Origin of the sequence: Streptomyces sp. NPDC090798 (genome assembly GCF_044768965.1) — a bacterium.
GTDB lineage: Bacteria > Actinomycetota > Actinomycetes > Streptomycetales > Streptomycetaceae > Streptomyces.
The window spans coordinates 280,586-301,876 of sequence record NZ_JBIVXA010000001.1; the positions used below are offsets into that span (position 1 = coordinate 280,586).

General features: G+C 69.7%; 18 protein-coding genes and 1 tRNA gene. 6 read left to right on the plus strand and 13 right to left on the minus strand.

The features are described 5' to 3' along the window. Positions 1 to 2 precede the first annotated feature (2 nt). A complete protein-coding gene (locus ACIQTP_RS01185) occupies positions 3 to 1,334 on the minus strand; it encodes an ABC transporter substrate-binding protein (protein WP_403395099.1) in 1,332 nt (443 codons plus the stop codon). A 431-nt stretch (positions 1,335 to 1,765) separates the two neighbouring features. Here ACIQTP_RS01185 and ACIQTP_RS01190 point away from each other — a divergent pair, with 431 nt between their 5' ends. Together ACIQTP_RS01190 and ACIQTP_RS01195 are read left to right on the plus strand one after the other, a co-directional pair. Beyond that, positions 1,766 to 2,821, plus strand: coding sequence for a LacI family DNA-binding transcriptional regulator (locus tag ACIQTP_RS01190; RefSeq protein WP_402041343.1), 1,056 nt, complete (start codon positions 1,766 to 1,768; stop codon positions 2,819 to 2,821). A 36-nt stretch (positions 2,822 to 2,857) separates the two neighbouring features. Beyond that, entirely contained in the window at positions 2,858 to 3,688 is an 831-nt protein-coding gene (locus tag ACIQTP_RS01195; RefSeq protein ID WP_403395101.1) for a serine/threonine protein kinase, read from the plus strand. A 2-nt stretch (positions 3,689 to 3,690) separates the two neighbouring features. Here the strand turns inward: ACIQTP_RS01195 and ACIQTP_RS01200 are convergent, their stop codons facing one another. From ACIQTP_RS01200 to ACIQTP_RS01220, 5 genes are all read right to left on the minus strand, one after another. Next, positions 3,691 to 4,206 carry a GNAT family N-acetyltransferase gene (locus tag ACIQTP_RS01200; protein WP_403395103.1) on the minus strand — a complete coding sequence of 172 codons (516 nt, stop codon included), beginning with the start codon at positions 4,204 to 4,206 and terminating at the stop codon, positions 3,691 to 3,693. A gap of 113 nt (positions 4,207 to 4,319) precedes the next feature. Continuing rightward, positions 4,320 to 4,392: transfer RNA gene (locus tag ACIQTP_RS01205), tRNA-His, on the minus strand. 106 nt (positions 4,393 to 4,498) lie between these two features. After that, entirely contained in the window at positions 4,499 to 5,101 is a 603-nt protein-coding gene (gene orn / locus ACIQTP_RS01210) for an oligoribonuclease (protein ID WP_402041352.1), read from the minus strand. Positions 5,102 to 5,234: 133 nt separating this feature from the next. Beyond that, entirely contained in the window at positions 5,235 to 6,464 is a 1,230-nt protein-coding gene (locus ACIQTP_RS01215) for a helix-turn-helix domain-containing protein (RefSeq protein ID WP_101405028.1), read from the minus strand. A 378-nt stretch (positions 6,465 to 6,842) separates the two neighbouring features. Continuing rightward, positions 6,843 to 7,847 (minus strand): hypothetical protein, encoded by a 1,005-nt coding sequence (locus ACIQTP_RS01220; RefSeq protein ID WP_403395105.1) that lies wholly within the window; start codon positions 7,845 to 7,847, stop codon positions 6,843 to 6,845. Between the two features lie 323 nt (positions 7,848 to 8,170). Between ACIQTP_RS01220 and ACIQTP_RS01225 the strand changes: the two genes are divergently transcribed. Together ACIQTP_RS01225 and ACIQTP_RS01230 are read left to right on the plus strand one after the other, a co-directional pair. Continuing rightward, positions 8,171 to 8,698, plus strand: coding sequence for a universal stress protein (locus ACIQTP_RS01225; protein WP_403395107.1), 528 nt, complete (start codon positions 8,171 to 8,173; stop codon positions 8,696 to 8,698). Positions 8,699 to 8,881: 183 nt separating this feature from the next. Further along, positions 8,882 to 9,451 (plus strand): acetate uptake transporter, encoded by a 570-nt coding sequence (locus tag ACIQTP_RS01230; RefSeq protein ID WP_054232866.1) that lies wholly within the window; start codon positions 8,882 to 8,884, stop codon positions 9,449 to 9,451. A 154-nt stretch (positions 9,452 to 9,605) separates the two neighbouring features. On the opposite strand, the gene glmS is transcribed toward ACIQTP_RS01230, so the two are convergent. Together glmS and ACIQTP_RS01240 are read right to left on the minus strand one after the other, a co-directional pair. After that, positions 9,606 to 11,423: a glutamine--fructose-6-phosphate transaminase (isomerizing) gene (gene glmS / locus ACIQTP_RS01235; protein WP_402041360.1), complete on the minus strand. Its 1,818-nt coding sequence runs from the start codon at positions 11,421 to 11,423 to the stop codon at positions 9,606 to 9,608. A gap of 13 nt (positions 11,424 to 11,436) precedes the next feature. After that, positions 11,437 to 11,694 carry a hypothetical protein gene (locus ACIQTP_RS01240; RefSeq protein WP_075029205.1) on the minus strand — a complete coding sequence of 86 codons (258 nt, stop codon included), beginning with the start codon at positions 11,692 to 11,694 and terminating at the stop codon, positions 11,437 to 11,439. Between the two features lie 164 nt (positions 11,695 to 11,858). Between ACIQTP_RS01240 and ACIQTP_RS01245 the strand changes: the two genes are divergently transcribed. Next, positions 11,859 to 13,424, plus strand: a complete 1,566-nt coding sequence (locus ACIQTP_RS01245; protein WP_403396059.1) for a purple acid phosphatase family protein — start codon at positions 11,859 to 11,861, stop codon at positions 13,422 to 13,424. Positions 13,425 to 13,570: 146 nt separating this feature from the next. Here the strand turns inward: ACIQTP_RS01245 and ACIQTP_RS01250 are convergent, their stop codons facing one another. After that, a complete protein-coding gene (locus tag ACIQTP_RS01250; protein WP_403395110.1) occupies positions 13,571 to 14,440 on the minus strand; it encodes a DUF4429 domain-containing protein in 870 nt (289 codons plus the stop codon). A gap of 85 nt (positions 14,441 to 14,525) precedes the next feature. Here ACIQTP_RS01250 and ACIQTP_RS01255 point away from each other — a divergent pair, with 85 nt between their 5' ends. Continuing rightward, positions 14,526 to 16,112 (plus strand): beta-N-acetylhexosaminidase, encoded by a 1,587-nt coding sequence (locus ACIQTP_RS01255; RefSeq protein ID WP_403395111.1) that lies wholly within the window; start codon positions 14,526 to 14,528, stop codon positions 16,110 to 16,112. Between the two features lie 58 nt (positions 16,113 to 16,170). Here ACIQTP_RS01255 and ACIQTP_RS01260 read toward each other — a convergent pair whose 3' ends face one another. Genes ACIQTP_RS01260 through desA form a run of 4 tightly spaced genes read right to left on the minus strand, consistent with a single transcriptional unit; the run spans position 16,171 to position 21,233 of the window. Further along, positions 16,171 to 17,943: an IucA/IucC family protein gene (locus ACIQTP_RS01260; RefSeq protein WP_403395113.1), complete on the minus strand. Its 1,773-nt coding sequence runs from the start codon at positions 17,941 to 17,943 to the stop codon at positions 16,171 to 16,173. Beyond that, complete coding sequence (locus tag ACIQTP_RS01265; protein ID WP_403395115.1) at positions 17,940 to 18,509, minus strand: GNAT family N-acetyltransferase; 570 nt, start codon at positions 18,507 to 18,509, stop codon at positions 17,940 to 17,942. Before ACIQTP_RS01265 ends, ACIQTP_RS01260 begins: the two co-directional genes overlap by 4 nt. Further along, entirely contained in the window at positions 18,506 to 19,792 is a 1,287-nt protein-coding gene (locus ACIQTP_RS01270; protein WP_403395117.1) for a lysine N(6)-hydroxylase/L-ornithine N(5)-oxygenase family protein, read from the minus strand. Before ACIQTP_RS01270 ends, ACIQTP_RS01265 begins: the two co-directional genes overlap by 4 nt. Further along, positions 19,776 to 21,233: a lysine decarboxylase DesA gene (gene desA, locus ACIQTP_RS01275; RefSeq protein ID WP_403395119.1), complete on the minus strand. Its 1,458-nt coding sequence runs from the start codon at positions 21,231 to 21,233 to the stop codon at positions 19,776 to 19,778. The genes ACIQTP_RS01270 and desA overlap by 17 nt, the downstream gene beginning before the upstream one ends. Between the last annotated feature and the right edge of the window lie 58 nt (positions 21,234 to 21,291).

Consider the following 21,291-nt stretch of genomic DNA (forward strand, 5'->3'; position numbering starts at 1 on the left):
GGTCACTTCTCCAGGTTGTTGTCGATGGTCTTGGTGGCCGTGTTCCAGGCCTCCGCGGCCGACTTGCCCTTCGTGACGAGGATGACGCCGTTGTCGGTCAGACCCTGCTGGATGATCTGGTCCTTCGGGCCGATCACCTGGGTCGGGATGGCCTTGGCGGCCTCGGCGAAGACCGTGCCGATCGGTGTGTCACCGGTCATCGCGTTCTTCGCGCCGGTCACCTGGGGCAGGCTGTAGGCACCGGGTGCGCTCGGGAAGCTGCCCTGCACGTTGAACAGCTTGGCCTGCTGGGCGGGCGCGGTCAGCCAGGTGACCAGCTTCTCGGCCTCCGTGACGTGCTTGCCGCTCTTGGGCACGGTCAGGAAGGTGCCGCCCCAGTTGCCGGACTTGGGCGCGGCGGCCACGTCCCACTTGCCCGCGGCGTCCGGCTTCGACTTGCCCTTGAGGTAGCCGAGCATCCACGGCGGGCAGGCCACCGCGGCGAACTTGCTGTTGGCGATCGTCGTGTCCCAGGCCGGCTGGAACTGCGTCTGCGCGCCGACCAGCCCCTCCGAGGCGGCCTTCGCGGTCAGGTCGAAGGCGCTCTTGATGGCCGGGTTCGTCTTGTAGATGACCTTGCCGGAGGAGTCGTAGAACTTCTCCTGCTCACTGCTGATGACCGCGTTGAGCAGACCACCGGGGGAGTCCATGAAGGTGGTGCCGCTGGGCGCCTTCTTCTTGTACGTCTCGCCGGCGGCGACGAGCTTGTTCCAGTCGCCCGCCCACAGCTGCCCGACCTTGTCGCGGTCGGTGGGCAGGCCGGCCTGCTGGAAGAGGTCCTTGCGGTAGCAGATCGCCATCGGGCCGATGTCGGTGCCGAGTCCGATCGTCTGACCGTCCTTGGTCGTGGCCTGCTGCCACTTCCAGTCCAGCCAGTTGCTCTTGCTCACGCCCGAGACCTTGGACAGGTCCACGAGCTTGCTCGCCTGGGTCCCCACGACCTCGGCGATGTTGCCGACCTCGACGGCCTGGACGTCCTGCAGGCCGCTGTTGGTGGTGAGGTGGTTGACGAGCGCCGGGTAGTAGTTCTCGTTGCGCTCGACGACATTCTCGGCGATCTTGATGTTCGGGTTGAGCTTCTCGTACTCGGCGTAGAGGCCGGCCTCCTTGAATCCCTGAGTGCCGAAGAGACCCAGGGTGATCGTGGTCTTGCCCTTGCCTCCGCCCGTGTCGCTGCTGCTCCCACCGCTGCTTCCACCACTGTCGTTGGCACAGCCGGCCAGCAGCCCTGTGGTCAGCGCGGCGACGGCCGCGAGGGCCCCCAGACTGCGGGACCGACGGGTGATCGTGCGCATTGCGTCCTCCTGTTGCCTGACGTGCCGACCCCCCGGCCAACTGCTCTGTTGGGCCCGTTCGTTCATGCTGCGGCTCGGGCGGGGAACGTGCGGGATGTGTATGTGTCAGGTACCGTGGGAGCGCTCCCACAGGTGATGTGTTGAAGAGTCGTCGGTTCGCGCGGGGGTGTCAAGGGAGCCGACGCGGAGAGATGCGTTCAGTTATCGGCCCGTTAGCTAACTTCAGGGAGGCGGGTGGGTGAGGTGCGGCGGACGGTTGAAGTGGCTCGTGTCAGTGGGGTATTGGCCCCGGCGGGACGGCCGGCCGACGGCCCCTGCCGGGATCGGCACGGAACCTCGTTCACGTACGGGTTGCCGAGGTCCCGGTGGTGAACGGGGCTGTTAGATTCCAGGCCAGTCGCGGAGCGCGCGACGTCGACGGGAGGCGGACCATGGCAAGCCACGGAGCGCGGGGCCGGGGAGGCGGCCGGCCGACCTTGGAAGAGGTCGCGGCACGCGCGGGCGTGGGCCGCGGCACGGTGTCCCGGGTGATCAACGGCTCCCCGAGGGTCAGCGACGCGACCCGCGCGGCCGTCGAGGCGGCGGTCGCCGAACTCGGCTACGTCCCGAACACGGCGGCACGCGCCCTCGCCGCCAACCGCACGGACGCGATCGCCCTCGTCGTCCCCGAGCCGGAGACCCGCTTCTTCGCGGAACCGTACTTCTCGGACATGCTGCGCGGCGTCGGCGCGGAGCTCTCCGACACCGAGATGCAGCTGCTGCTGATCTTCGCGGGCAGCGACCGGGAGCGGCAGCGCCTCGCCCAGTACCTGGCCGCGCACCGCGTCGACGGCGTACTTCTCGTCTCCGTCCACGCCGACGACCCGCTGCCCGACCTCCTCTCCCAGCTGGAGATCCCGGCCGTGATCAGCGGTCGCCGCTCGGCGGAGGAGACACTGCCGTCCGTGGACTCCGACAACTACGGCGGAGGCCGCATGGCCGTCGAGCACCTGATCGCCCGGGGACGTCGGAGGATCGTCCATCTGGCGGGGCGCCTCGACGTCTTCGGCGCCCAGCGCCGTGTCGACGGCTACCGCGAGGGCCTGCGCGCGGCCGGACGCGAAGCGGACGACCGGCTGATCGTCCCGGGCGACTTCACGGAGGAGGGCGGCCGGCGCGCGATGACCGAGCTGCTGGCCCGCTGCCCGGACCTGGACGCCGTGTTCGCGGGCTCGGACGTGATGGCGGCGGGCGCCCGCCAGGTCCTGCGCGAGGTGGGCCGCCGCATACCGGAGGACGTGGCCCTCGTCGGCTACGACGACTCCGCCATCGCCCGCCACATGGAGCCGCCCCTGACGAGCGTGCGCCAGCCGATCGAGGAGATGGGCCGCGCCATGATCGATCTGCTGCTCGGGGAGATCGCCGACCGCCGCCCCGCGGTCTCGCGCGGTCTGGAGAAGCGGCAGGTCGTGCTGCCGTCCGAACTGGTGGTACGGGCCTCGTCCTGACGCGCGGAAAGGCTTCGATAGGGCAATCTGATCGGTATGGTCCTCCACCCGTTGCTCGGAGTCGATGAAGTGCCCGCCATGGAGCCCTACCTGGGCAGGGTGGGGGAGGTGTTCCAAGCGTTCCGGGAACAGGACTCGGGGTGCGTGTCGTACGGCGTCCGGCTGCTCGACGGGGCGCGCTGGTTCGTCAAGGAGGCGGTGACCGACGGCGGACGGCACTCGCTCGAACGGGCCTGGGCCTTCCACCGGGCCGTACGGCACCGGGCGATCGTCCCGCAGGTCCACCGCATCACCGTGGGGCGCGGCGGCGCGGCGGTGGTGATGCCCTGGCGGGAGGGCGAGGTGCTGTACCCGGCGATGGTGGGCGGACCGCGCGACCGTACGGGCCCTGGCACCCCCATGGCCCGCTTCCGCGCCCTGCCGATCTCCCGCGTCCTCGCCGCCTTCGAACGCGTCCTCGACGCCCATCTCGCGGTGGAGGTCGCCGGGCATGTCGCGGTCGACTTCTACGACGGCGCGCTGCTCTACGACTTCGGGGGCGACGTCGTCCACCTGGTCGACCTCGACGAGTACCGGCCGGGCCCGTTCGTGGTCGAGGAGGAACGCCTGCCGGGTTCGCGCCGGTTCATGGCCCCCGAGGAGTTCGAGTGCGGGGCCGTGATCGACACCCGTACGACCGTCTTCACCCTGGGGCGCACGGCCCGGCTCCTGCTGGACGCGGGCGACGAGGAACGCGCCTGGCGGGGCACCCCGGCCCAGCAGGCGGTGATCGTCCGGGCGACCCGGTCCGACCCCGAGGAACGTTTCGAGGACGTCCACCGGTTCGCCGACGCGTGGCGGGCGGCGAACCGCCCGCACGAGGGCTGAGGTCACCGCCGTAGCGGCAGCTCCCACCGGACTTCGCCGTCCTGGTACCGGTCGGTCGGGCCCAGCCCGGCGGCCGCGGCGACGGCCGCGGAGGCCCGATGGTCGGGGTGGACGTGCGCGACGACCGTACGGACGCCGGGCTCCTCGCCCAACCGGCCGACCAGCCCCCGCGCCGCCTCCCCGGCGAACCCCCGCCCCTGCCAGGGCGTGCCCACCACCCAGGCGATCTCCGCGACCTCCCCGGTGACCGTCGCCTGGACCGTACCGACGAGACATCCCTCCTCGCGCAGCCGCAGAACCCAGTTGCACCAGACGACGGCCGGGTCGGGGGAACCCGCGACGAGGCGTTCATAGCGTGAACGCAAGGCCTCGGGAGTGGCGGGTGTGCCGCCGATGAACGTGTGCAGCGCCGGGTCGGACAACACCTCGGCCATTTCCCCGGCGTGTTCGACACGCAGGGGCAGGAGATCGAGGCGGGCGGTGCGCAGGGTGTGGGCGGGCAGGTGGGGTTGGGGCATTGGGTGAGCCTAGAGGGCACACCGGACACGCACGGACTGGGCCGTACGGTCGTACGGCTCGCCGTACGACCGAGGCCCGGTCCGCTTGTGCGGACCGGGCCTCGGTCGATCAGGGTGAGTGACGGGACTTGAACCCGCGACATCCTGGACCACAACCAGGTGCTCTACCAGCTGAGCTACACCCACCACGACCGGTCTTGGTTTCCCTGACCGGCCGAGAAAAAGTGTACAGGGTCCGAAGGGGTGCTCGCGCCAGGCTTTCTCCGGGGTCCCCCGGGGCCCCGGACATGCGTCATTCGGCGGACACCACGTGCTTCGCCGCGATGGTGCGGGCGGTGTCCGAGTCGGGGCCGGGCTGCGGGACGAAGATCGCCTCGCGGTAGTAGCGGAGCTCCGCGATGGATTCGCGGATGTCGGCGAGGGCGCGGTGGTTGCCGTTCTTCTCCGGACTGTTGAAGTAGGCCCGGGGGTACCAGCGGCGGGCCAGCTCCTTCACCGAGGAGACGTCCACGATGCGGTAGTGGAGGTAGTCCTCGAGGGCCGGCATGTCGCGCGACAGGAAGCCCCGGTCCGTGCCGACCGAGTTTCCGCACAGCGGGGCCTTGCCCGGGTCCTTGACGTGCTCACGTACGTAGGCGAGGACCTGTGCCTCGGCGTCGGCCAGGGTCGTGCCCTCGGCCAGCTCGTCGAGGAGGCCGGAGGCCGTGTGCATCTGGCGCACCACGTCCGGCATCGTCTCCAGCGCCCGCTCCGGCGGGCGGATCACGATGTCCACCCCTTCGCCGAGCACGTTCAGTTCCGAGTCGGTGACCAGCGCGGCCACCTCGATGAGTGCGTCCTCCGACAGCGAGAGCCCGGTCATCTCGCAGTCGATCCACACCATGCGATCGTTCATGGCCCTAACCCTACGGCGCGCCCGGGCGCACGGGCAGATCCGGGACGGCGGTGACCTGGGTGGTGGCCTGGGAAGACGGTGGCGGCCCGGACCCTCGTCGGGTTCCGGGCCGCCACCGTCTCGCGTCATCGCCTCAGGGCGCGCTGCGCTGCCCCGGCAGGCGCCCGGCCGCGTACAGCTCCGTGCCCGTCTTGCCCGGCTCCGTCGACAGGGACGTCGACGGGCCCAGGGCGGTGGCGGCCGCCGTGCGGCGGGTCTGCAGCGGCACCGGGCTCTCCTGGCTCAGGACGGGCGGTGGCCCGGCCTGACCCGCGGAGCCGTCCACGTCGGACGGCCGTTCCGACTGCGGCCTGCGCGCGCGGTACGCCGCCCGGTACGCGGCCGGGGACGAGCCGAGCTGGCGCCGGAAGTGACCCCGCAGCGCGACCGGCGAACGGAAGCCGCAGCGTCCGGCGACCTCGTCGACCGAGTAGTCGGAGGTCTCCAGCAGCCGCTGCGCCTGCAGTACGCGCTGAGTGATCAGCCACTGCAGGGGAGCGCTCCCCGTGAGCGAGCGGAACCGGCGGTCGAAGGTGCGGCGGCTCATGTACGCGCGTGCCGCCAGCGTCTCGACGTCGAACTGCTCGTGGAGGTGCTCCAGCGCCCAGGCGACGACCTCCGCGAGGGGGTCGGCGCCGATCTCCTCCGGTAAAGATCGATCGAGATAGCGCTCCTGACCGCCGCTCCGGCGCGGGGGCACGACAAGACGGCGGGCCAGCGCGCCGGCCGCCTCGTTGCCGTGGTCCGTCCGCACGATGTGGAGACAGAGATCGATTCCGGCCGCCGTACCCGCGGAGGTCAGCACATCCCCGTCGTCCACGAAGAGTTCTCGCGGGTCGACGTGGACCGACGGGTAGCGCTTGGCCAGCGTCGGTGCGTACATCCAGTGGGTCGTCGCCGGTCGGCCGTCCAGCAGTCCGGCTGCGGCCAGCACGAAGGCGCCGGTGCACAGTCCGACTATGCGGGCTCCCTCCTCGTGCGCCCGGCGCAGCGCGTCGAGCGCCTCCTCCGGTGGCGGCGAGGTGATCGAACGCCAGGCCGGCACCACGACGGTGCCCGCCCGCGAGATCGCCTCCAGGCCATGCGGCGCGGTGAGTTCCAGGCCCCCTGTGGTCCGCAGCGGGCCCTCTTCGCCGCCGCACACCAGCAGTCGGTAGCGCGGCACGCCGGCGTCCTGGCGGTCAATCCCGAACACCGACAGCGGTATGGAACTCTCGAAGATGGGGCCGCCGCTGAACAGCAGCACCGCGACGATCTCCTTGCGGCGTCGCCCGGAAAGCTTCCGGGCCGCGGCTTCCGGCGCGGCAGTGGAGTCGTGGCTCATACTGCTAAGCCCCCCTCGGTGGTCGCGGCTCCTCGGTTGTGTCGCTCCTGCACGTTTCCCCTCGGTCCTGCACGAGTCCCCCGCCGTAAGACAGTCAAGATCGAATCTACTGTGTCCCGTGGCGCCAAGGTGACCAGTTCGGCAGTCGGCAGAATGTCGACATGGCAACTTGGCGTGAAGCATTCGATCACGAAGCGTTGCACTCGTGGGCCTTGCAGGGAAGTGCGCCTCGTGTCAGTGGCCAATCCCCATAGGGTGCGCGCGCCCTCCAGAGGGCTTTCGGTGCAGGTGGAACGCGGGTTGGGGGGTCGTTCGAGCAAGAGATGCACGGGTGACCGAAGTTGGCTGAAAAGAAGCGGGGGCGTGCGCGGAAACCGGTCAGTCAACCGGCTTCTTTCCTCCGCCGTGACGGCCGCCCCTGTGCGCCCCCGGGCCGCTACTGCCCTGCAAGCCGTTCATGATGTGCGAGTCGGCCAAATCCTGTGTGCCACGGTGCCGTGCGGGGCGTTCGAGCGGGGCGCCGCCGCGAGGGGTGTCGCGGTGTGTGTCCTGGTCGCGTGTGTCCCGGCCCCCGGCGTCCCGGACACGGGTGTCCGGATCCTGTGCGTCCCCGTTCCACTCGCTCGGGTCCCACGTGATCAGGTCCTGCGGGGTCAGGTCCCAGGTGATCAGGTTCTCCGGGTGCCCGTCTCGTTCGGCCGGGTTTCCCGGGGTCCGCTCCCGTCCGGCCGGGTTCGCCGTGCCCTGGGCCTGCACGCCAGGATTCCGTCCGTCCGGATTCCGTCCGTCCGGATTCCGTCCGTCCCAGCCCCCCGCGTCCCAGCCCCCTATGTCCCAGCCCCCCGCGTCCCGGCCCCCTGTGTCCCAGCCCTCTGCGTCCCAGCCCCCCGTGTCCCGGTCTCGTGCGGCCCGGTCCCGCGTGGCGCGGCCCTGGTCGCTCCGCGCCCGGGCGCCGGGGGTGGTCCCCTCGGCGTGGGCCGTCTCGCCATGGACCCCGTCGTCCCGGGTGCCGCCGTCTCTCTCCCCGCGGGGCGCCTGGGTGCGGCCCCGGCGGCCACGCCCGGGGCGGCCGTGGTGGTGGGCGCCGCCGTGGAGGCCGGTCCTGCTGTGCCGGGCCCGGGGTGCGGCGGCCTCATCGGCGCGGAGACGGGCCGCGACGCGCTCGGACTGGTGCAGGAGGAGCCGACAGGCACCGGTCACGGCCGCCAGGCCCAGCGCCGTACCGGCCGCGCCGGCGAGGGAGGTGCCGAACCCGACGAGGACGACGGGGACCAGGACGCAGCTGAAGGCCGCCCACCGCACCACCTCGCTTGCCGTGTCCGGCCCGGGCGACGTGGCGTGCGCCGGAGAGGAGGGGTGGGACGCGGTCTCTGGTCCTGGCACGGTCTGCTCCCTGGTTCCCTGGTACTCCAGTGCTCTCCATGGCGGTGGCTCATCGGTTCAACGCGTGTTCGACCCGCCGGTCACCTACGAAAGACCTCGAGCCTGGGTGAACCCTGTGCAAACCGCCTGTACGGGGCAGCAACCATTGCGTTAAGGGCGCCTCTCATGCATGCTCCGGGGAACGCCGCGCAGTGCGCGCGAGATCTGGGCAGAGGAGGCGTGCCGCCGTACCCTTGGGGGTATGGGGTTGGGAAGATGATTCCCGGACACAGCTCTGCCGCACTTTTCGTCCCCACCACGAGGATCTAAACGCCGAGATACCCATGGCCGGTCACGAATTCTTCGATCCCGCGAACCGCAAGCGCCCGCTCGCCGATCCCACGGCGGCCGAGCCCCTGGCGGCGGAAGAACCCCGCCAGCCCTGCGATCCTGCCTTCAAGCACGGCGTCGTCGTCGGTTTCGACGGCTCGACGTCCAGCGAGCGCGCCCTCGCCTACGCGGTCGGCATGGCCCACCGCTCCGGCTCGGGCCTGATCATCGTGCATGTCGCGAACCGGCTGCCCACCACGGTGTGGGCGGGCTGTGAACCACCGGTCTTCGTCGACGTGCCCGACCACCGCACCGAGGTGCTCGGACTGGAACTCGCGTGCGCCGAATATCTGGCCGAGGTGCCCTGGATCCTCGTCGAGCGCGGCGGTGACATCTGTCACGAACTCGAAGAGGTCGGGCGGGAGTACGAGGCGGACGCGATCGTCGTCGGCTCCACGCACGGCATCGTCGGGCGCATCTTCGGCTCGGTGGCCGGACGGCTCGCGAAGCGTGCGCAGCGCCCGGTGATCGTCATCCCCTGACGCGTCCCCCGGGCGCATCCCCTGACCTACCGTCAACTCCCTTTGGCGGGTGCCTGAAACGGCATGAATCTACTCGCGCGTAGAGGTGGTTTGTGCCCTTGTGAAGGGTACATACCGGTCACCGGACCAACCGCACGGCCGGTACCACGCAGCACAACTGCACATGCATGAAGGGAGCCCGCCGTGGACAAAGACGTCTCCGCGGGAAGCATCACCTCGACCCTCGGCCACCTCGCGCTCGGCCTCACCCTGTTGCTCTTCGGCCTCGGTAACACCCAAGTGATCGACGGCGTGACAGCGGCCGACTCCGTCTCCCTCGCCACCTACGTCGGTGGCATCGCGCTCTTCGTAGCCGGGCTGTTCGCCTTCCGCGACCACGACGCCTTCACCGGTACGGCGTTCACGGCGCTCGGCGCGTTCTGGTTCACCTGGGGCGTCACGGCCGGCACGCAGATGTCCGCCAACGCGACCGGTCTCTTCCTGCTCCTGTTCGCGCTTGTCGCGCTCAGTCTGACCGCCGGCGCGAGCGGCGCCCCCCTTCTCACCCGAGGAACGTACGCGCTGCTCTTCGTCGCCCTTCTCCTGCTGGCCGTCGGGCAGTTCGGCGACAGCGGAGGTCTGGGAAAGGTCGGCGGCTGGTTCGCCGTCGCGGGCGGCGCGCTCGCCTGGTACGGGGCCACGGCGGCCATGGCTCACTGGCCCACCGCACTGCCCGGACGCGCCGCCGGCCGGGGGGTGACGGCCACCGGCTGAGGCTGGCGCGGGCCGGGGCATGGGCGGCCCCGGCCCCCTGAAGGAACGGGTCCCTGTGCGCCGGTGGCGTTGGCACAGGGACCCGTTCTCTTTGGCGTTCGGCTGCGGGTGGTGGGGGTTGCTCGCGCAGTTCCCCGCGCCCCTGCAGGGCTCTCTACTCCACCGTCACCGACTTGGCCAGGTTGCGCGGCTTGTCGATGTCGCGGCCCAGGGCCAACGCCGTGTGGTAGGCGAGGAGTTGCAGCGGGATGCCCATGAGGATCGGGTCCAGCTCGTCCTCGTTCTTCGGGACGACGATCGTCTGGTCGGCCTTCTCCTGCTCCTGGTGCGCCACCGCGAGGATCCGGCCGCTGCGGGCCTTGATCTCCTCCAGGGCGGCGCGGTTCTTCTCCAGGAGGTCGTCGTCGGGGACGATCGCGACCGTGGGCAGCGCGGGCTCGATGAGCGCCAGCGGGCCGTGCTTGAGCTCGGAGGCCGGGTAGGCCTCGGCGTGGATGTACGAGACCTCCTTGAGCTTCAGGGAGGCCTCACGGGCCACCGGGTAGCCCCGGACGCGGCCGATGAAGAGCATCGAGCGGGCCTCGGCGTACTCCTCGGCCAGCTTCTTGATCTCGTCCTCCTGCTCCAGGATCTCGGAGATCTGCGCGGGCAGCTTGCGCAGGCCCTCGATGATCCGCTTGCCGTCGCGGACCGACAGGTCGCGGGTGCGGCCGAGGTGCAGGGCGAGCAGTGCGAACGCGACGGTCGTGTTGGTGAAGCACTTCGTCGAGACGACACAGACCTCGGGGCCCGCGTGGACGTACATGCCGCCGTCCGCCTCGCGGGCGATCGCCGAGCCGACGACGTTGACCACACCGAGCACCCGCGCGCCCTTGCGCTTCAACTCCTGCACGGCGGCCAGTACGTCGTACGTCTCACCGGACTGCGACACGGCCACGTACAGGGTGTCGGGGTCGACGACCGCGTTGCGGTAGCGGAACTCGGAGGCCGGCTCGGCGTCCGCGGGGATACGGGCGAGCTCCTCGATCATCTGGGCGCCGATCATGCCCGCGTGGTAGGAGGTGCCGCAGCCGAGGATCTTCACGCGGCGGATCTGGCGCGCCTCACGGGCGTCCAGGTTCAGGCCACCGAGGTGCACGGTGGAGAACCGGTCGTCGATACGGCCGCGCAGCACCCGGTCCACGGCCTCGGCCTGCTCGTGGATCTCCTTGTGCATGTACGTGTCGTGGCCGCCCATGTCGTACGAGGCCGCCTCCCACTCCACGGTGGTCGGCTCGGCCGTCGTACGGGTGCCCTCGGTGGTGTACGTACGGAAGTCGTCGGCCTTGAGGGTGGCCATCTCGCCGTCGTCCAGCGTCACTATCTGGCGGGTGTGGGTGACCAGGGCGGCGATGTCCGAGGCGACGAACATCTCCTTCTCGCCGATGCCGAGGACGACCGGGGAGCCGTTGCGGGCCACCACGATGCGGTCGGGGAAGTCGGCGTGCAGGACCGCGATGCCGTACGTGCCCTCGATCACCCTCAGTGCGTCGCGGACCTTGTCCTCGAGCTTCTCGGCCTGGGAGCGGGCGATCAGGTGGGTGAGGACCTCGGTGTCGGTCTCCGAGAGGAACTCGACGCCGTCCGCCTCGAGCTTCTTGCGCAGGTCGGAGGCGTTGTCGATGATGCCGTTGTGGACGACCGCGACCTTGCTGTCGGCGGACATGTGGGGGTGCGCGTTCACGTCGGAGGGGGCGCCGTGGGTGGCCCAGCGGGTGTGGGCGATGCCGGTGGTGCCCTTGAAGCGTGCGGGGACCTTGGCCTCAAGATCACGGACCCGGCCCTTGGCCTTGACCATCCTCAGGCCGGTCGACTTCGGCGTCGTGACGACGATGCCCGCCGAGTCGTAGCCGCGGTACTCCAGGCGCTGGAGGCCTTCGAGCAGCAGCGGCGCCACGTCACGCCTGCCGATGTATCCGACGATTCCGCACATGTATATGTATTCCTCAGCCGTAGACAATGCGGCGCAGCTGCCTGAGCGTGAGCTCCGGCGGCGCGACCGCGCGGTACTTCAGGTCCGCCTCGATCCGTTCGAAGATCGTCGCGTTGACCAGGCCCTGCGCCTGGAGCTCGCGGTGGCGGCGACGGACGTAGTCCTCGGTCGTCTCGTCGAAGTAGGCGAGCACGTCCTGGACCACCCGCAGTGCCTCGCCCCGGTTCAGGGGGGTGGAGCGCGTCAGGTGATCAACAAGTTCGTCGTGCACCCGTTGATCCTGGGGTACCAAGAGCCGATTCGCAAGAATCCTGCCCGATATCGGGCAAGTGGCTGTTGAAGGTCTTATGGGGGTCTGTTTGCAAGCTGTCCATCCTGTGTCTTGTGCCGCGTCGATTGCCGGGAGCAACTTCTGTGGCCATGGACACTCCACGCATGGGCGTACCGGAGAAGCTCGCCGAGCGCATGACCATGGCAGAGCAGCACGAGTATCTCCGCGCCAAGTTCTCCCGGCGCAACATGATCAGAGGCGGGGCCGTGACCCTCGGCGCCGTCGCGGGCGGCACCTTCGTGCCCGGCGCCGTCGCACAGGCCGCTGCACCGACGCGGGCCGCCACCTCCTCGGCCGAGAAGGTCGACGGCGCCCTCGTCGCGCCCTTCGGCCGTCACCTCGCCTTCGGCAACGACCCGCGTACGGAGATCACGGTCTCCTGGCAGGTTCCGGCCGAGGTGAAGAAGCCGTTCCTCCGCATCGGTGCCCACCCCTGGGACCTCTCCCGCAAGATCGAGGCCGAGGTCCGCACCCTCTACACCCCGGCGGGCGTCGGCGCGAGCGGCGACCACACGCAGTACTACCTGCACGCCAAGCTCACCCACCTGCGCCCCGGCAAGACGTACTACTACGGCGTCGGCCACGCGGGCTTCGACCCGTGCGCGCCTCACCTGCTGGGCACGCTCGGCACCTTCACCACCGCGCCCTCGCACGCCGAGCCGTTCACCTTCACGGCCTTCGGCGACGAGGGTGTCGGCTACCACGGCCTCGCCAACGACGCCCTGCTGCTCGGCCAGAACCCGTCCTTCCACCTGCACGCCGGCGACATCGCGTACGCGGACCCGGCCGGCGCGGGCAAGAAGGAGGACACCGGCTTCGACTCGCGCATCTGGGACCAGTTCCTCGCCCAGACCGAGACGGTCGCCAAGCAGGTCCCGTGGATGCCCGCGTACGGCAACCACGACATGGAGGCCTGGTACTCGCCCAACGGCTACGGCGGCGAGGAGGCCCGCTGGACGCTTCCGGACAACGGTCCCGACAAGAAGAACCTGCCCGGCGTCTACTCCTTCGTCTACGGCAACACGGCGATCATCTCGCTGGACGCCAACGACATCTCCTTCGAGATCCCGGCGAACCTGGGCATATCCGGAGGAACGCAGACGACATGGCTCGAGGGCCAGCTCAAGAAGTTCCGGGCGTCCAAGGACGTCGACTTCATCGTGATCTTCTTCCACCACTGCGCGTACTGCACCTCCACGGCGCACGCCTCGGAGGGGGGCGTGCGACAGGAGTGGGTGCCGCTGTTCGAGAAGTACACGGTGGACCTGGTCATCAACGGCCACAACCACCAGTACGAGCGCACGGACGTCATCAAGGGCAACGCGGTCACCAAGAAGCTGCCGATCGGCGGCACGGCGTACCCGGAGACCGACGGCGTCGTGTACGTGACGGCGGGCGCGGCCGGGCGCAGCCTGTACGCGTTCACCGCCCCCGAGTCGTACGAAGGTCACGAGAACGAGGTCGACTCCGTCGCCTCCTTCATCAACCTCAAGGACGGCAAGCAGAACGAGACGGTCGCCTGGTCCCGGGTGCGCTACCTCAACTACTCCTTCCTCCGGGTGGATGTCACGCCCGCGCACAAGGGGCGGCTGGCCACGCTGACGGTCCGGGGGATCGCCGAGACGGGTGCGGAGGTCGACCACTTCACGGTGGCCCGTCGCGCTCGGTGAATTTGTCTGCGGGCTGAGTGTGGCTGGTCGCGCCCACGCGGCGGAGCCGCACATGTCACAGCCCCGCGCCCCTGAAGGGGCGCTCCACTCGTCGTACGCCTAGAAGGCAGGGTGGGACGACCTCGGGCGGTCCTCGTCGCGGATTTCTACATGCGCTTGAGGACCGCCCGTTTGGCCGTGGCGAACTCCTCGTCCGTCAGGACTCCGGACTTGTGGAGGTCGCCCAGTTCGCGCAGGCGGCGGAGCAGGGCGTCGTGGTCGTCCTCCGGGGCGATCGCGGCGGCCCGCTCCGCCGCCTGCGCGGCTTCCGGGGAGGCCGTGGGATGCGGGAGCCGGGCCTGTACCGCCGCCGCGACCAGCGCCATCAGCGGGTCCTTCTTGAAGCCCCACAGCTCCACGGAGTTGGGGTCGTACTTCGGCGGCGCCTTGGTCTCCGCGCCGCGGACGGTGAAGCGGAGGTAGCCGTTCTCCAGGCCGACCGCGGGGTGCCACTCGACGGTGGTGAGGTCGGTGAGGGCGAGCGAGCGGGCTCCGGCGGCGGACTTGGAGTCCTCGGTCTTCCAGTTCCACTCCAGGCGCACCTGCTCGCCGTCGAAGCTCGCGGTGCCGTCGCCGGCGGAGACGGACAGCGGCACGGAGGGGCCCGGGAGCAGATAGCCGTCGACCGGGCCGGCCGGCACCTGGTCCAGAAGCAGCGCGTCGCGGACCTCGTCCACGACGTACTCGGCGACGCCGTAGCGGTCGGACTCCACGGTGAGCTGGTAGGGGTCGTTCGGCTCGGCGAGCTTGCCGCCGGTCGCCTGGAGCAGCGGGTCGGCGCCGTCGCGCAGCCGGAGCCGCAACCGCCCGCTCTTCTTGCCCTGTTCGAAGGAAATCCCCGCCAACGCTCCCAGCGGGACACTCAGTTCACCCAAGGTCTTGCGGAGCAGGCTCACGTTCTTGTCGCGCCCCGGAGTCAGCCGCAGCGCGTCGCCGTCGAAGGTCCACGTCCCGTCCTTCTGGATGATTTCCGCCATGAGGGGGATTGTTTCACCGGGTCTGCGGAAGAGTGGTCTACACCCATTCGCAATTCATTTGCAGGGTCCTTCGAAGGGAGCGCATGTGAGACAGCACAGAACGCCCCGTCTTCTCGGTACGCTGCTGCTCGTGGCGGCCACCGGCATCTCAGTCGCCGGTGCGGCACACTCCGAGTCGGGCCGCACCGCGACCCCGCTCGGGCAGGTGGTGCCGGCCCCCGCCTCGGTCCACGCGGGCGGAACCCCGTACCGCATCACCGACGGCACGCGCATCCGGGTCGAGGAATCGCCTCAGGCCCGCCGGGTCGGGGCGTATCTGGCCGACGTCCTGCGTCCCTCCACCGGGTATCGACTGCCCGTCACCACGCACGGCACGGGCGGTATCCGGCTGCGGATCGCGGCGGGGTCCACAGGCGCCGAGGGCTATCGCCTGGACAGCGGGCACAGCGGCGTCACCATCACGGCCGCCGCGCCCGCCGGCCTCTTCCACGGCGTCCAGACGCTGCGCCAGCTGCTGCCCGCCGCCGTCGAGAAGAACTCCGTGCAGCCCGGCCCCTGGCTCGTCGCGGGCGGCACCATCAAGGACAGCCCGCGCTACGGCTACCGCGGCGCGATGCTCGACGTCTCCCGGCACTTCTTCGGCGTCGCGCAAGTCAAGCGGTACATCGACGAGTTGGCGCTCTACAAGGTCAACAAACTGCATCTGCACCTGAGTGACGACCAGGGCTGGCGCATCGCGATCGACTCCTGGCCGCGGCTCGCCACGTACGGAGGGTCCACACAGGTCGGCGGCGGGCACGGGGGTTACTACACCAAGGCCGACTACAAGGAGATCGTGCGGTACGCGGCCTCCCGCTATCTGGAGGTCGTCCCGGAGATCGACATGCCGGGCCACACCAACGCCGCGCTCGCCTCGTACGCCCAGCTGAACTGCAACGGGACCGCGCCTGCGCTCTACACCGGCACCGACGTCGGGTTCAGCTCGCTGTGCGTGGCGAAGCCGGTGACGTACGACTTCGTGGACGACGTCGTGCGGGAGCTGGCGGCACTCACGCCGGGCAAGTACCTCCACATCGGCGGGGACGAGGCCCACTCCACCAGCCACGCCGACTACGTCGCCTTCATGGACAAGGCGCAGCCGGTCGTCGCCAAGTACGGGAAGACGGTGGTCGGCTGGCACCAGCTGACCGGGGCGCACCCGGCGAAGGGCGCGATCGCGCAGTACTGGGGGCTCGACGACACCAGTGCCACGGAGAAGGCGCAGGTCGCCGAGGCCGCGCGGAACGGGACGGGGCTCGTGCTGTCGCCCGCCGACCGGGTCTACCTCGACATGAAGTACACCGCGGACACCCCGCTCGGGCAGGACTGGGCGGGCCTGGTGGAAGTGAAACGGTCGTACGACTGGGATCCGGGCGCCTATCTGCCGGGAGCGCCGGCTTCGGCGATCCGGGGCGTCGAGGCGCCGCTGTGGACGGAGACCATCGTCACAGGGGCCGACATCGACTACATGACCTTCCCGCGGCTGCCCGGCGCGGCCGAACTCGGCTGGTCGCCCGCGTCGACGCACGACTGGGACACCTACAAGGTGCGGCTCGCGGCGCAGGGGCCGCGCTGGAAGGCCCTGGGGATCGGCTACTACCGCTCGCCCCAGGTGCCCTGGCCCACGGCGTAAGCGGCGTCAACGCGAGAGATGGGGCTCAGGAGGACCGTACTCCTGAGCCCCACCGGTTTCAGAGACCCGCGATCGGGTTCTTCAGGCTGCCGACCAGCTGGAGCGCGCCGGACGGATCGGCCAGATCCACCATCTGCTTGTTGTCGCGCAGCTGGAGCCGGTTCAGGCAGGACAGCGCGAACTCGGGCGCGAACATGTCGTACTGCCGGAACTTGTCGGCGAGTTCGGGCGCCGACTCCTGGTACTCGCGTACGGACTCGGCGACCGTCCGCCAGAAGTCGTCCTCGTCGAGGATGCCCTCGCCCGCCAGGTCGGCCGCCAGGAAGCGGAAGAAGCAGTCGAAGACGTCCGTGAAGATCGACAGGAGTTTCTTGTCCTCGGGGACCTCGACGCGGATCCGCTCGACCACGGGCGGCAGCACCGCCTGCGGGTCCATGACGGCGATCTCCTCGGCGATGTCCTTGTAGATCGCGCGCTGCACGGCGCCGTCCTTGAGGACGAGGATGACGTTCTCGCCGTGCGGCATGTAGACCAGGTCGTAGGCGTAGAAGCTGTGCAGGAGGGGCGTGAAGTAGGCGCGCAGATAGCGGCGCAGCCACTCCACGGGGGGCAGCCCGGACCGCTCGATCAGCGCCCCCGCGAAGGAGGCGCCCGTGTGGTCGACATGGACGAGGGCGGCCATGGTGGCCAGGCTCTCGCCCTCCTGGAGCGCGGGGACCGGGCTCTCGCGCCACAGGGCCGCGAGCATTTTGCGGTACGGGGAGTAGCGGTCGGTGGCGGCCTCGTACTCGAGGTGGCGGTAGCCGACGGCGGCCCGTTCGCGGATGATCGACAGGCCGGTGGACTTGAGTACCGGGTCGTTCTCGACGAGCTGGGCCAGCCAGTCGTTGATCGCCGGGGTCGCCTCCATGTAGGCGGCGGACAGACCGCGCATGAAGCCCATGTTGAGGACGCTCAGCGCCGTCTTCACATAGTGCTTCCCGGGGCTGGTGGTGTTGAAGAACGTCCGGATGGACTGCTGGGCCAGGTACTCGTCGTCGCCCTCGCCGAGGCAGACGAGATGCCGCTGGGCGACCTCGGCCGCGAAGGTCACCGAGAGCTTGTTCCACCACTGCCAGGGGTGGACGGGGATGAGCAGATAGTCCTCGGGGTCCAGGCCCTGTCCGGTGAGGGTGGCGGCGAACCGCTCGACCGTCCGCGCGCCCAGCTCCTCGCGTACGAAGGACTCGTACTCGATGCCCACACCCGCGGTGAAGGCGGCCCGGGAGCGGTGCGCGGCCAGCCACACCAGCCGGATCGGGCTCGCGGCCTCGGGCGCGTACGAGAGGTACTCGTGCACGCCGAAGCCGAGCCGCCCGTTGTTGGCGACGAAGCAGGGGTGGCCCTCGGTCATGCCGGTCTCGATCTCCTGGAAGGAGGCCTTCGCGAGTTCGGCGGACGGGATCTGCGGCTTGGTGAGTTTGAAGCAGGTGCCCGAGAGGGTGGAGGAGATCTCCTCCAGGTAGACCGGCAGCACCTCGTCGCTCAGGCCCAGCGACGTCTTCAGCTCGATGAAGAAGTCGAGTGCGGCGAGCGGGAGTTCGGCCCCGTCGCGATGGCGGGTGATCGACTCGGGATCGACCTGCCAGTGGTCGAGGGTGCGCAGGGCGGCGGTGAAGCCGTAGCGGGTCAGGCCGTCGTCGCTGCGGACGACGTACCCGCCGTCGCCGTCGGACTCCGGAGTGATCAGGCGCTCGTGCGCGAACTCGGCGAGGGCCTTGCGGACGAGGAGGCGGTTGGCGCGCTCCCAGCGCTCGGGGGAGAGGTGGGCCACGGCGTCGGCGAGGCTCATCCGGCCACCCCCGTCGTCTTCTCGAACCGCTCCCGGGTGCAGAAGCTCAGCAACGCCCTTTTCTCCGGCTTCTCTATCTCGCGCTCGGGCACGAACCCGACGGCTTCGTTCAGCGCGTGCACGGCCGTGTTGCGCACGTCGGGCTCCACGACGACCCGCGCGGTCGTCGGGTCGGCGAACAGGTGCTCCATCACCGCGGTGATCACCGCCCTGGTGAACCCGTGCACCGGCGTCTCCGTCGGCGCGACCAGGAAGTGCATGCCGACGTCTCCGGGCGCGGGCTCGTACAGACCGACCAGCTCCACGCGCGCCGGGTCGTACCTCTCCATCAGGAACACGGGTTCGCCGTCCAGCGACCCCAGGAACGCCTCGTGGTACTCACTGGCCGCGATGGCCGTGTACTCGCGCTCCACGTCGTGCAGTTTCGCCTCCTGCATCATCCAGAAGGCGGCCTTGGGATGCGTCACCCAGCCGTGCAGCAACTCGGCGTCCTGGATGGGGTCGAGGGGGTGGATGGCGAAGGTGCCCACGTCGGTGGTCGTGTCTGTACGGCTCGTGGTGCTCATACGGCGAACTCCTGGAACGCGATCGTCTTCTCGACCGGGTAGTACTCGGTGCCGAGCAGTTCACGGATGATGGACGCGTTGCGGTACGCGCCCATGCCCAGGTCGGGGCTGGTGATGCTGTGGGTGTGGACGCCCGCGTTCTGCAGGAAGACGCCGTGGCCCGTGGTGTCGATGGCGTAGTTGCGGGCCACGTCGAAGTTGCCGCGGGTGTCGTAGCGCAGCCGGCCCTGGACCGGCTTCAGGAACTCGGGCTCGGCGTACTTGTAGCCGGTGGCCAGGATCAGGCCCTCGGAGCTCAGCTCGTAGTCCTTGCCCTGCTCCTCCTGGCGCAGACCCAGGGTGTACGTGCCGTTCTCGTGAGCGGCCGTGTTCAGGGAGGAGTTGGTGAGCAGTCGGGTCGGGACGGGCCCGCCGAGGTTCTTCTGGTAGAGCAGGTCGAAGATCGCGTCGATCAGCTCGCCGTCGATGCCCTTGAACAGGCCCTTCTGCTCCGTCTGGAGGCGGTAGCGGGTCGGCTCGGGCAGCGCGTGGAAGTAGTCGATGTACTCCGGGGAGGTCATCTCCAGCGTGAGTTTGGTGTACTCGAGCGGGAAGAAGCGCGGGGAGCGCGTGACCCAGTTCAGCCGGTAGCCGTGGACGTCGATCTCGCTGAGCAGGTCGTAGTAGATCTCGGCGGCGGACTGGCCGCTGCCGACGAGCGTGATCGACTCCTTCGCCTGGAGCTCCCGCCTGTGCTGGAGATAGCGGGAGTTGTGGATGAAGTCGCCGCCGAGGTCCGCGCAGGCCTCGGGGATGTACGGGGGTGTTCCGGTGCCGAGGACCAGATGGCGGGCGCGCAGCACCTCGCCGGCCGTCGTCCGTACGTGGTACAGATCGCCCTCGTACGTCACTTCCTCGACCGTCGTGCTGAAGCGGACGCTGCTCAGTTTCGAGGCGGCCCAGCGGCAGTAGTCGTCGTACTCGACCCGCAGCGGATAGAAGTTCTCGCGGATGTAGAAGGAGTACAGCCGACCGGACTCCTTCAGGTAGTTGAGGAAGGAGTACGGGGAGGTCGGGTCGGCGAGGGTCACCAGGTCCGACATGAACGGGGTCTGGAGGTGCGCGCCCTCCAGGAACATCCCGGAGTGCCACTCGAAGTCCGGCTTGGACTCCAGGAAGACGGCGTCCAGTTCGGCGATCGGCTCGGTGAGGCAGGCGAGGCCGAGGTTGAAGGGCCCGAGCCCGATGCCCACGAAGTCGTACGTCTTTCCAGTGGCTTCGACGGATTCAGGAAGCGCGGTCAAGGGACTCTCCCAGGTACTGCTCGGCGTGGCCGGCGATCAGATCGAGTACGGCGGCGATGTCGTCGGCCGTGGTCTCGGGGTTGAGCAGGGTGAACTTCAGGTAGTGGCGGCTGCCGACCTTGGTGCCCGCGACGACGGCGTCGCCGGAGGCGAACAGGGCCTTACGGGCGTACAGGTTGGCGCGGTCGATCTCGGCCGGGTCGGTGACGGCGGCCGGGATGAAGCGGAAGACGAGGGTGGACAGGGACGGCTCCACGACCACGTCGAAGCGGGGGTCGGCGACGAGCAGCTTCCAGCCCTCCTGGGCCAGGTCGCAGACCTCGTCGAAGAGTTCGCCGATGCCGTCGGCGCCCATCACGCGCAGCGTCATCCACAGCTTGAGGGCGTCGAAGCGGCGGGTGGTCTGGAGGGACTTGTCGACCTGGTTGGGGATGCGCTCCTGGACCATGCGGCGCGGGTTCAGGTACTCCGCGTGGTAGGTGGCGTGGCGCAGGGTGGCGGCGTCGCGGACCAGCACGGCGGAGGAACTCACGGGCTGGAAGAAGGACTTGTGGTAGTCGACGGTGACGGAGTCGGCGCGGTCGATGCCGTCGAGGCGGTCCCGGTTCTTGAGGGAGGTGAGCAGTCCGCAGCCGTAGGCCGCGTCCACGTGCATCCAGGCGCCGAACCGGGCGCACAGCTCGGCGATCTCGGGCAGCGGGTCGATGGAGCCGAAGTCGGTGGTGCCGGCGGTGGCGACGACGGCCATCGGCACCAGGCCGTCGCGTTCGCAGCGCTCCAGCTCGTGGGCGAGGGCGAGCGTCTGCATGCGCTTGTCCTGGTCGACGGGGATCGAGACGACGGCGTCCGCGCCGAGGCCCAGGAGTTTGGCCGACTTCCTGACGCTGAAGTGGCTGACCTCGGAGGCGAAGATGCGGAGTCTGGCCGCGTTGACGCCCGGTTCGCTCCCTGGCTTGGCCTCCTCGCGGGCCAGCAGCAGGGCCTGGAGGTTGGACTGGCTGCCGCCGCTGGTGAACACGCCGTCGGCGGCCGGGCCGAGGCCGATGCGCTCGTTGGTCCAGTCGATGAGCCGACGTTCGATGAGGGTGCCGCCGGCCGACTGGTCCCAGGTGTCCAGGGAGGAGTTGACGGCGGACAGGACGGCCTCGCCGAGCACGGCGGGTATGACCACCGGGCAGTTGAGGTGCGCGAGGTAGCGCGGGTGGTGGAAGTAGATCGCGTCCCGGAGGTAGACCTCTTCGAGCTCGTCGAGAACGGCGCTGGTGTCGTGCAGCGGGCGGTCCAGGTCGATCCGCTCGATACGGGGAGCGAGGGCGTCGACCGTGACACCCGTGAACGGTCGGTCGGTGGTGGCGAGTTTGGCCGCCACCCGCTCGATTCCTTCGGTCACGGAGCGGCGGTACCGCTCCGCGGTCGTGTCATTGAGCAGGTGCGAGCGCATGTGGGGGTCCTCCGTGCGGGAGAGTCCGAGCGGGACGGGTGGGGCGAGGGCTGGGCCG